Consider the following 11,259-nt stretch of genomic DNA (forward strand, 5'->3'; position numbering starts at 1 on the left):
TCGCTCAGGCGGCACCGGCTTCCTGGTGGTTGTATGAGTCGGCTTCGACCGGCCGCACTATGTGCAGCAATGTCCCGCAAGCCAGCGGCTGGGTCCGCGTGGCAGGTCCTTTCAATAACGGCGGTTGCCGCCGTTAAGTACTGTTAAAGACTCTTTCAGTTGACGAGTCTTTTTGCCGGTTCGTTAGAGCCGCAGTGTTTCAGGAAAAGAGAAAACCCCCGACAAACCAGAGGTCTGTCGGGGGTTTTCTTTTTTCTCGAGATATCAGGCGTCTCGCAACGCCTGATCTCAGCTCAGCTTATTGGCAAGCTTCGCAATCCGGCTCGTCAATCGCGCAAGCCTTCGGCACTGGCGCAGGACCTGCCGGAGCGGCCAGGACCGAATCGTCGCCGTGGTTGCCGCCGCTGGAAACAGCGTTCAGCTTACCGGTGTTGATGGTCGACTTCTCGGTGCTGGTCGCGGCCAGGGCACGGAGGTAGTAGGTGGTTTTCAGACCACGGTACCAGGCCATGCGGTAGGTCACGTCGAGCTTCTTGCCCGATGCGCCAGCGATGTACAGGTTCAGCGACTGGGCCTGGTCGATCCACTTCTGACGACGGCTGGCGGCGTCAACGATCCACTTGGTGTCCACTTCGAACGCGGTCGCGTAGAGCTCTTTGAGTTCTTGCGGGATGCGCTCGATCTGCTGCACCGAACCGTCGTAGTACTTCAGGTCGTTGATCATGACCGAGTCCCACAGACCGCGAGCCTTCAGGTCGCGAACCAGGTACGGGTTGATCACGGTGAATTCGCCCGACAGGTTCGATTTCACGTACAGGTTCTGGTAGGTCGGTTCGATCGACTGCGAAACGCCAGTGATGTTGGCGATGGTCGCGGTCGGTGCGATGGCCATGATGTTCGAGTTACGGATGCCTTTCTGTACACGGGCGCGAACCGGTGCCCAGTCGAGGGTTTCCTTCAGGTCGACGTCGATGTACTTCTCGCCACGCTGTTCGATCAGGATCTGTTGCGAATCCAGCGGCAGGATGCCCTTGGACCACAGCGAACCGTTGAACGTCTCGTAGGCGCCGCGCTCGTCGGCCAGGTCGCAGGAAGCCTGGATTGCGTAGTAGCTGACCGCTTCCATCGACTTGTCGGCGAACTCGACGGCAGCGTCGGAGCCGTAGGCGATGTGCTGCAGGTACAGAGCGTCCTGGAAGCCCATGATGCCCAGACCGACCGGACGGTGGCGGAAGTTGGAGTTCTTCGCTTGCGGCACCGAGTAGTAGTTGATGTCGATCACGTTATCGAGCATGCGCACGGCGGTGTTCACGGTGCGTTGCAGCTTGGCGGTATCGAGCTTGCCGTCGACGATGTGGTTCGGCAGGTTGATCGAGCCCAGGTTGCAAACGGCGATTTCGTCCTTGTTGGTATTCAAGGTGATCTCGGTGCACAGGTTCGAGCTGTGGACCACGCCGACGTGCTGCTGCGGGCTGCGCAGGTTGCACGGGTCTTTGAAAGTCAGCCATGGGTGGCCGGTTTCGAAGAGCATGGAGAGCATCTTGCGCCACAGGTCTTTGGCCTGGATGGTCTTGAACAGCTTGACCTTGCCCGGGTACTCGGTCAGCGCTTCGTAGTACTCGTAGCGCTCTTCGAAGGCCTTACCGGTCAGGTCGTGCAGGTCCGGTACTTCGGATGGCGAGAACAGGGTCCACTTGCCGTCATCGAAGACGCGCTTCATGAACAGGTCAGGGATCCAGTTGGCAGTGTTCATGTCGTGGGTACGACGACGATCGTCACCGGTGTTCTTGCGCAGCTCGATGAACTCTTCGATGTCCATGTGCCAGGTTTCCAGGTAGGCACACACAGCGCCTTTGCGCTTGCCACCCTGGTTCACGGCCACAGCGGTGTCGTTCACCACTTTGAGGAACGGCACAACGCCTTGCGACTTGCCGTTGGTGCCCTTGATGTACGAACCCAGCGCACGCACCGGCGTCCAGTCGTTGCCCAGGCCGCCGGCAAATTTCGACAGCATGGCGTTGTCGTGGATCGCGTGATAGATGCCCGACAGGTCATCCGGCACGGTGGTCAGGTAGCAGCTCGACAGCTGTGGACGCAGGGTACCGGCGTTGAACAGGGTCGGGGTCGAAGCCATGTAGTCGAACGAGGACAGCAAGTTGTAGAACTCGATCGCACGGTCTTCTTTCTGCTTCTCTTCGATCGCAAGGCCCATGGCCACGCGCATGAAGAAGATCTGCGGCAGTTCGAAACGCACGCCATCCTTGTGGATGAAGTAGCGGTCGTACAGGGTCTGCAGGCCCAGGTAGGTGAATTGCTGATCGCGCTCGTGGTTGATCGCCTTGCCCAGTTTTTCCAGGTCGAAGGTGGCCAGCACAGGGTTCAGCAGTTCGAACTCGATACCTTTGGCGATGTAGGCCGGCAGGGCCTTGGCGTACAGGTCGGCCATTTCGTGATGGGTGGCGCTTTCGGCGACTTCGAGGAAGTTCAGGCCTTCGGCACGCAGGGTGTCCATCAGCAGGCGGGCGGTGACGAACGAGTAGTTCGGCTCGCGCTCGACCAGGGTACGGGCGGTCATCACCAGGGCGGTGTTGACGTCGGTCAGGGCCACGCCGTCGTACAGGTTCTTCAGGGTTTCGCGCTGGATCAGGTCGCCGTCGACTTCTTCCAGGCCTTCGCAGGCTTCGGTAACGATGGTGTTCAGGCGGCCCATGTCCAGCGGCGCGAGGCTGCCGTCGGCGCGGGTGATGCGGATCGACGGGTGCGCGTTGACTGCTGCTTCGGCAGGAGCGTGCGCTGCGCGTTCTTTCGAACGGCCGTCACGGTAGATCACGTAGTCACGGGCGACTTTCTGCTCGCCGGCGCGCATCAGGGCCAGTTCGACCTGGTCCTGGATTTCTTCGATGTGGATGGTGCCGCCCGATGGCATGCGACGCTTGAAGGTCGCGGTGACCTGCTCGGTCAGGCGCGCAACGGTGTCGTGGATTCGCGACGAGGCGGCAGCGGTGCCGCCCTCAACTGCGAGGAACGCTTTGGTGATAGCGACGGTGATCTTGTCATCGGTGTAAGGAACGACAGTGCCATTACGCTTGATCACGCGCAGCTGGCCAGGCGCGGTGGCTGCCAGATCCGAAGTCGAATCGGCGGCCTGCGGCAAGGTGCCCTGCGGGTTCTCGCGAGTTGTGTCGGTTTGCATGGGGGGTGGTCTCCACATTCTCTATGTTTGTTTGGCACCGTCATGGTGCTCACCGTTCTGTACCGAAGCACTGCAACCGACGGGCGTCGGCATTACAAACTTCGGAACAGTAGGAAAAAGGCTGCAACGCCGCATCCTTGCCGAAGTTTTGGTTACGAGCCGAAGCTCGCCACCGGATTTCTTCGCGGGTGGCAGTCATGACTGCAACACCCATACCGTTTTGTCCGTTTCGGACCAAATAAAACGGTGCCATCCGCCAGTGCGGTTTGGGCTTGAAAAAACTCGCTTGTTCTACCGGAAACTGGCCATAAAGCACTTGAGTTTCAGGTCTGAAATGTGGTTGGGCGTTTTAGGTGAAAACCCTATATGTAGGGTCTCTGTTTTCGCCGTGCTACAAGATAATGCGTTTCAGGGGGGGATTGCAACGTACTACCTGTGGATAAGCCTGTGCGTAATTTGTGTAAGAAACAGGGAAAACGCGTGTAGGCCGCGAACCTGCTGAGCCAGACCGTTTGTCACTGTTTTTTTGCCTGGAAAAACGCTTCAGCGGTTTTTTAAGGGCGCGAACCCTATCACAGAATTCCGCCTTGTCCGAACGCATTTACCGACTTGTTTTCCGGGTGAGCGGCGTTTATACAATCGCTGGGTGCATGGGCATTTTTATCCTCCTGAAACATGACAGATGATCGGGAGGACTCATGTAGGAGCTGCCGAAGGCTGCGATCTTTTGATTGTGATTTTTCAAGAGCAAGATCAAAAGATCGCAGCCTCGTTTCACTCGTCAGCTCCTACAGGAACCGCGTTCATTCAGCGAAACCTTCATATATCAATAAAAACAGCAAGCAGAGGTCACCGGTGGAGCAACAAACCTGGCAGGTATTGATCGTCGAGGATGACCAGCGGCTGGCCGAGCTCACCCGCGATTACCTGCAAGCCAATGGCCTGCGCGTGGAGATCGAAGGCAACGGTGCGCTGGCGGCGGCGCGGATCATCAAGGAGCAGCCGGATCTGGTGATCCTCGACCTGATGCTGCCCGGCGAGGATGGCCTGAGCATCTGCCGCAAGGTGCGCAGCCAGTACGACGGGCCGATCCTGATGCTCACCGCGCGCACCGATGACGCTGATCAGATCCACGGCCTCGACCTCGGTGCCGACGACTATGTGTGCAAACCGGTGCGTCCGCGCTTGTTGCTGGCGCGGATCCAGGCGTTGCTGCGCCGCAGTGACACACCGGAGCCGGCCGCGGAAAAATCCCGGCGTTTGCAATTCGGTCCACTGGTGGTCGACAACGCGTTACGTGAAGCCTGGCTGAGCGACAACGGCATCGAGCTGACCAGCGCCGAGTTCGACCTGCTCTGGCTGCTGGTGTCCAACGCCGGGCGGATACTTTCCCGGGAAGAAATCTTCACTGCATTACGCGGCATCGGCTACGACGGCCAGGACCGCTCGATCGACGTGCGTATCTCGCGCATCCGCCCGAAAATCGGCGACGACCCCGACCATCCGCGCCTGATCAAGACCATCCGCAGCAAAGGCTATCTGTTCGTCCCGGAAGCCTGCGCAGACCTGGCGCTGTGAATTCGATCTTCCTGCGCATCTACGGCGGCATGTGCGCCGCGCTGATTCTGGTAGCGGTGCTCGGCGTGCTGGCGCTGAACCTGCTCAATCAGGTGCGCAGCGAGCAATACCGCGAGCGCCTGGCCCACGGCACCTTCTCGCTGATGGCCGACAATCTGCAACCGATGAACCAGACCGAACGCCATCGCGCGCTGCTGGTGTGGGAGCGGCTGCTCGGCATCCCGCTGACGCTGAAGAAATTCTCTGAAACCGACCTTGATCTGGCCCAGCGCACCCGTGTCCTGCGCGGTCAGGCGCTGGTCGAGCAGACGGGGCCACATGCGGCCAAGGTCTATCGGCTGATCAGTGAAAAAGAGCAAATGATGCTGGTGGGCGAGGTACAGCAGATCAGCGAGCAACTGGCCCGGGCGACCATTTACCTGCTGGCCGATGAACTGGTGCGGGTACCGGTCGGCGAACAGCCCAAGCGTCTGGCGCAGATAAAACAGGAAAAGGGCTTTGGCTTCGATCTGCGTCTGGTCACGGTAAATGACGCCGACATGGACGAAGACCAGAGCCGCCGCGTGGCCGAGGGCGATACGGTGATGGCACTGGGCAAGGGCGGCGATTCGATCCGCGTCTTCGCCGGTATGGTCGGCACGCCGTGGGTGCTGGAAATCGGCCCGCTGTATCAGATGAATCCGTACCCGCCGGAGTGGCTGGTATTGATTGCCGCGCTCGGTCTCACGCTGATCGGTCTCATCGTTTATCTGTTGGTGCGTCAGCTTGAGCGACGTTTGCGCGGCCTCGAAGCGGCGGCCACGCGCATCGCCAAGGGCAGCCTGGAAACCCGTGTGCCGGCGCGCGGTGCCGACTCAGTCGGGCGGCTGGCGTCTGCGTTCAACGGCATGGCCGAGCACTTGCAGCAACTGCTGGCGATCCAGCGTGAACTGGTGCGCGCGGTGTCTCATGAACTGCGTACCCCTGTGGCACGGTTGCGTTTCGGGCTGGAAATGATCGGCACGGCCACCACCCCGCAGGCACTGGAGAAATACCGTGAAGGCATGGATCACGACATCGAGGACCTCGACAAGCTGGTCGACGAAATGCTCACCTACGCACGACTGGAGCAAGGCTCGCCGGCGCTGATTTTCCAGCGAATCGATCTGGATGCGCTGGTCAATCAGGTGATCGCAGAATTGGCGCCGCTGCGCGCCGAGGTCACGGTGCAGCGCGGATTGTGTCTGTCATCGGCCGACAATGACGGCGCCTGGGTCGAGGCCGAACCGCGTTATCTGCATCGAGCGCTGCAGAATCTGGTGGGCAACGCGATGCGCCATGCGCATTCACAAGTGACGGTAAGTTATCAGGTCGGCCAGTTGCGTTGCCGGATCGACGTCGAGGACGACGGACCGGGCGTGCCGGAAGTGGCGTGGGAGCGGATCTTCACGCCGTTTCTGCGCCTCGACGATAGCCGCACGCGGGCCTCGGGCGGGCATGGTCTGGGCTTGTCGATTGTGCGGCGGATCATTCACTGGCACGACGGGCGCGCGATCATTGGCAAGAGCAAGAGTCTGGGTGGGGCCTGTTTCAGTCTGAGCTGGCCGAGGAATCAGGAGCGCCGCTGAGATTCGGGATGCTGCCTTCGCGAGCAGGCTCGCTCCCACATTTGAAATGCAATCCCCTGTGGGAGCGAGCCTGCTCGCGAAGGCGCCATAACAGGCAATGCAAAACTTCAGGCAGGAATACTGACCAGACTCAACAACTGCCCATCATGCACTGCAAACTGCGCCTCCAGCTCCGATCCATTGCGCCATTCCCTCGACAGATCCGTCAACAGCCGCAGCCTGACCTGACCCGCCGCAGTCCATTCCAGCACTTCGGCATGCTCGAAATAAAAGCGCTGCTGCACGATCGGGTACAGCGCCTTGAACAAACTCTCTTTCACCGAAAACGTCAGGGTCACCCGCAGCGCCAGTTGCTCCTGAGAACCCGCCGCCATGCGCTGCAATTCCGCCGGGGTGAGAATTTCCCCGGCCAGGCGTTCGGCGCGCTCGTGGCTCAACAGGTTCTCCAGATCCATGCCCAAGCCGCGCCAGTGCTGTTTGTTGGCGACAATCGCCGCCGCACGGCCAGTGCTGTGGGTGATCGAACCGCAAATGTGCGCCGGCCACACCGGCGCGCGGTCTTCGCCGATCGGCGGGACGATATTCAGGCCTTCGAGTTGTTGCAGCGCGGCACGGGCGCAAATGCGCCCGGCGAGAAACTCGGCCTGGCGCTTGGCCACCGAGCGCTGAATGCTCGGCGGCGTCGGCACAGCGCTGCGCTGGAAGTCATCGCCGAGCAGGCGTGTCGGGTCGAAGTGGGTACTGAGCAGCACGGTATCGGCCAGGACCGTCGGCAACGGCCAGTGGCTGTCGAGCGCAGTGCAGCAGGCGGGCAGGGCGGGGGTGGTATGCATGGCGGGCATTTTGCCGGTTAGTCGAGGCAAGGTCGAGAACGGCGGTGAAGCCTTAGCGAGCAGGCTCGCTCCCACAGGGGATTTTCTGTGCGACAGGGATCCAATGTGGGAGCGAGTCTGCTCGCGAAGGCCGCGCCTCGGTCGCTACTGACTCAGCCGAAAATCTTCTTGAAGAACGCCTGCATATCCGCCCAGGATTTTTCATCCGCCGCCTTGTTGTAACCAATGTCCGGCCCGCCATGCTCGCCATGGCTCAAACGATCGGCATCCGGATTGCTGAAACCATGCTTGGCGCCATCCAGACTGACGAACTGGTAGTCCGCCCCGGCCTTGTCCATCTCTGACTTGAAGGCGGTGACGTGGTCCTGAGTGACCATGCTGTCCAGCGCACCGTGCTCGACGAGGATTTTCGCCTTCACACTGCCCGGAGTCGCCGGGGTCTTGGTTGCCAGCGCGCCATGGAAACTCACCACGCCGGCCAGCGGCACACCCTGACGCGCCGCATTCAGCACCACGGCGCCACCGAAGCAATAGCCGATGGCGGCGATTTTGTTCGGGTCGGTCTGCTTTTGCTTCTTCAACAGATCGAGCCCGGCGGCGAAACGTTTACTGGCGGCATCGGCGTCCTTGGTCGCTGCCTGCATGAAAGCCATGGCGTCTTTCGGGTGCTCGGTATTTTTGCCTTCGCCGTACATATCGATGGCCAGCGCGCTGTAGCCGAGTTCCGCGAGATCCCGCGCGCGGCGCTTGGCGTAATCGTTCAGCCCCCACCATTCGTGAACCACGACAACGCCGGGGCGTGGGCCTTTGATCGCGTCGTCATAGGCGTAGTAGCCGATCAGTTGGCTGCCGTCGGCGCTTTGGTAGGGGATTTCTTCAGTCTTGATCGCAGCCTGGGTGAGGCAGCTGACTGCCAGGAAAGTGAGGGCGAGGAACAGGCGCATGGTCGGGTCTCCTTATTGAAAGTGGTCAGAACAGCCTAGTCGATCCGGTTCAGGTCAGGTTCAGAGACGGTTCAGGGGCCGTACAGGGGCGGCTCAGTAACCTTGCGCCATACCCAAACAGCACTGTGAAAGAGGAAGTATCCATGACTCGTTTAAACAAATTGCTGCTGGCTTTTACCCTGTTAGGCTCCAGCATCGCGGCGAACGCCGACGACACCAGCAACTTCGCCGGCCTGACATTCGGCCAGACCAGCGACAAGATCGACAAGTCCCACGCGCTCAACAACAACCTCGGCAACCCCAACGTCACTGGGGCCATCGACGGCAACAACACCTACGGCATGCGCCTCGGTCAGCAAAACAGCCAGGGCCGCTACTACGCCACGTACGACAACGTTTCCGGCTCGCACAATGGCGTTAAACTGCGCCAGGAAAATCTGCTCGGCAGCTATGACCTGTTCTACCCGGTGGGCGGCAGCACCAAATTGTTCGGTGGCGCCACGGCCGGTCTGACCAAGCTGACGCAGGATTCGCCGGGTTTCAGCCGTGACAGCGACATCGGTTACGCCATCGGTGGCCAGGTCGGTGTGTTGCAGCAAGTTTCGCAGAACACTTCGGTGGAACTCGGTTACCGTTACCTGCGCAGCAACGCCAGCACCGAAATGAAAGAGAGCGGCGGCAGCAAACAGGGCTCACTGGACTTGACCAGCAGCGCGCAGACCTACCTGTCGGCCAACTACTATTTCTAAGCGGTTGTCGCAGTTTGAAGTGTGGGAGCGAGCCTGCTCGCGAAAGGTGTATCAGCCGCCACTTGCTTGGCTGATCCACCGTATTCGCGAGCAGGCTCGCTCCCACAGGTAGTTGCCTGGAGAGTTCAAGTGATAGGGAGAAAGGCATGAAACTGTTGGTCGTCGAAGACGAGGCGCTGTTGCGTCATCACCTGCAAACCCGCCTGACGGAAAGCGGTCATGTGGTCGAGTCCGTGGCCAATGCCGAGGAGGCGCTGTACCAGACCGGCCAGTACAACTTCGATCTGGCGGTGATCGATCTCGGCCTGCCGGGCATGGGCGGGCTCGACCTGATCCGCCAGTTGCGCTCGGGCGGCAAGACCTTCCCGATCCTGATCCTCACCGCGCGCGGCAACTGGCAGGACAAGGTCGAAGGCCTCGCCGCCGGTGCCGACGATTACGTGGTCAAGCCGTTTCAGTTCGAAGAACTCGACGCACGCCTGAACGCATTGCTGCGGCGCTCCAGCGGCTTCACCCAGTCAACCATCGTTGCCGGGCCGTTGCTGCTCGACCTCAATCGCAAACAGGCCAGCCTCGATGAACAACCGCTGGCGCTGACCGCTTACGAATACCGCATCCTCGAATACCTCATGCGCCATCATCAGCAAGTGGTGCCCAAGGATCGCTTGATGGAGCAGCTCTATCCGGATGACGACGAGCGCGATCCGAATGTCATCGAAGTGCTGGTCGGCCGACTGCGCCGCAAGCTCGAAGGCCCGGCCGGGTTCAAACCGATCGACACCGTGCGCGGCCTCGGTTACCTGTTCAATGAGCGCTGCACTTGATCCGTTCCCTTCGCGTTCGCTTGATGCTCGCCGCCACCACGTTGGCGGTGTTGTTCATGCTTGCCTTGCTGCCGGCGATGCAGGGCGCCTTCAGCCTTGCCTTGCAGGACTCGATCGAGCAACGTCTGGCCTCCGACGTCACCACATTGATCTCCGCCGCGCGGGTGGAAAACGGTCGGCTGGTGATGCCGTCGCAATTGCCGGACGAGCGCTTCAACCTCACCGATTTCCGTTTGCTCGGCTATATCTACGACCGCGACGGCAAACTGGTGTGGCGCTCGAAAGCCACCCAGGAAGAACAGATCAACTACAAACCGCGTTACGACGGCCTCGGCAACGAGTTCGCGCGGATTCGTGAAGCCAGCGGTCAGGAGTTCTTCGTCTACGACGTCGAAGTCAAACTGCTCGGCGGCAAAAGCGCAGCGTTCAGCATCGTCGCTCTGCAACCGGTGCGTGAATATGAAACCACCCTCGAAGGCCTGCGGGAAAATCTCTATCTGGGCTTCGGCGCGGCATTGCTGGTCTTGCTGGCGCTGCTATGGATCGGCCTGACCTGGGGGCTCAAGGCCTTGCGCAGGCTCAGCCAGGAACTCGATGAAATCGAAGGTGGCACCCGTGAAAGCCTGACCGAAAAACATCCACGCGAACTGTTGCGCCTGACCGGCTCGCTCAACCGCTTGCTGCTCAGCGAACGCCAGCAACGCAGCCGCTACCGCGACTCCCTCGACGACCTCGCCCACAGCCTGAAAACCCCGTTGGCGGTGCTGCAAGGTGTCAGCGAAGACATGGCCCAGCGTCCCGCAGACCGCGACCAGGCCTGGGTCCTGCAAAGCCAGATCGAACGCATGAGCCAGCAGATCAGCTACCAGCTGCAACGGGCCAGCCTGCGCAAAAGCGGTCTGGTGCGCCATCAGGTGCGCCTGCAACCGGTGCTCAAAAGCCTCTGCGACACGCTGGACAAGGTCTACCGCGACAAACATGTGCGCGTGACCTTTGATCTGCCGGAGCATTGCTACGTGCCGATCGAGCAGGGCGCCTTGCTGGAAATGCTCGGCAACCTGCTGGAAAACGCCTATCGCCTGTGCCTCGGCGAAGTGCGGGTCAGCGTGCGCGAGTCCTTGGCCGGGATCGAATTGTGCGTCGAGGATGATGGCCCGGGCGTGCCACTCGATCAGCGTGCGCGAATTCTTGAGCGTGGCGAACGCCTGGACGCCCAGCATCCCGGGCAGGGCATCGGGCTGGCGGTGGTCAAGGACATCATCGAAAGCTACAACGCCCGTTTGGCTTTGGGTGATTCACCGATGGGAGGGGCGGCGTTCAGGATTCATTTTCCGGCGGTGTGAAGGTTGGCAGTGCCAGCCTCTTCGCGAGCAGGCTCGCTCCCACCTTGGAGCTGTGGTGTTAACAGAGCCCCTGTAGAAGCCAGCTTGCTGGCGCCGCCGTCGGTGCGGTCAACACATAGAAACCGCCGACCGCGCCCTCGACCAGTACTTCAAACCACCCTCGCCACATGACGCCCGCAAACCCAGCA

The 11,259-nt window shown here is 60.7% G+C and carries 8 protein-coding genes; 5 read left to right on the plus strand and 3 right to left on the minus strand.

What is annotated here, in order from left to right; translation table 11 throughout:
• Nucleotides 1-298: 298 nt before the first annotated feature.
• Nucleotides 299-3,193: a ribonucleoside-diphosphate reductase subunit alpha gene (locus tag AAEZ10_RS09635; RefSeq protein ID WP_024013986.1), complete on the minus strand. Its 2,895-nt coding sequence runs from the start codon at nucleotides 3,191-3,193 to the stop codon at nucleotides 299-301.
• Between the two features lie 855 nt (nucleotides 3,194-4,048).
• On the opposite strand from AAEZ10_RS09635, the gene AAEZ10_RS09640 reads away from it, so the two are divergent.
• Together AAEZ10_RS09640 and AAEZ10_RS09645 are read left to right on the plus strand one after the other, a co-directional pair.
• Nucleotides 4,049-4,771 carry a response regulator gene (locus AAEZ10_RS09640; protein ID WP_024013985.1) on the plus strand — a complete coding sequence of 241 codons (723 nt, stop codon included), beginning with the start codon at nucleotides 4,049-4,051 and terminating at the stop codon, nucleotides 4,769-4,771.
• Entirely contained in the window at nucleotides 4,768-6,378 is a 1,611-nt protein-coding gene (locus AAEZ10_RS09645; RefSeq protein WP_110646693.1) for an ATP-binding protein, read from the plus strand. Before AAEZ10_RS09640 ends, AAEZ10_RS09645 begins: the two co-directional genes overlap by 4 nt.
• A gap of 107 nt (nucleotides 6,379-6,485) precedes the next feature.
• On the opposite strand, the gene AAEZ10_RS09650 is transcribed toward AAEZ10_RS09645, so the two are convergent.
• Entirely contained in the window at nucleotides 6,486-7,211 is a 726-nt protein-coding gene (locus AAEZ10_RS09650; RefSeq protein WP_350568968.1) for a 4'-phosphopantetheinyl transferase family protein, read from the minus strand.
• Between the two features lie 152 nt (nucleotides 7,212-7,363).
• Nucleotides 7,364-8,155: a dienelactone hydrolase family protein gene (locus tag AAEZ10_RS09655; protein WP_350568970.1), complete on the minus strand. Its 792-nt coding sequence runs from the start codon at nucleotides 8,153-8,155 to the stop codon at nucleotides 7,364-7,366.
• 143 nt (nucleotides 8,156-8,298) lie between these two features.
• Here AAEZ10_RS09655 and AAEZ10_RS09660 point away from each other — a divergent pair, with 143 nt between their 5' ends.
• From AAEZ10_RS09660 to AAEZ10_RS09670, 3 genes are all read left to right on the plus strand, one after another.
• The gene (locus tag AAEZ10_RS09660) at nucleotides 8,299-8,904 is read left to right on the plus strand and encodes a membrane protein (protein ID WP_041479569.1); all 606 of its coding nucleotides are present in this window, start codon (nucleotides 8,299-8,301) and stop codon (nucleotides 8,902-8,904) included.
• Between the two features lie 146 nt (nucleotides 8,905-9,050).
• Complete coding sequence (locus AAEZ10_RS09665) at nucleotides 9,051-9,728, plus strand: response regulator transcription factor (protein ID WP_016773623.1); 678 nt, start codon at nucleotides 9,051-9,053, stop codon at nucleotides 9,726-9,728.
• Nucleotides 9,725-11,071 (plus strand): ATP-binding protein, encoded by a 1,347-nt coding sequence (locus tag AAEZ10_RS09670; RefSeq protein WP_073472181.1) that lies wholly within the window; start codon nucleotides 9,725-9,727, stop codon nucleotides 11,069-11,071. The genes AAEZ10_RS09665 and AAEZ10_RS09670 overlap by 4 nt, the downstream gene beginning before the upstream one ends.
• Nucleotides 11,072-11,259: the final 188 nt, after the last annotated feature.

Source organism: Pseudomonas sp. H26/SER47-MNA-CIBAN-0231 (assembly GCF_040310465.1).
Taxonomy (GTDB): Bacteria; Pseudomonadota; Gammaproteobacteria; order Pseudomonadales; family Pseudomonadaceae; genus Aquipseudomonas; species Aquipseudomonas atacamensis.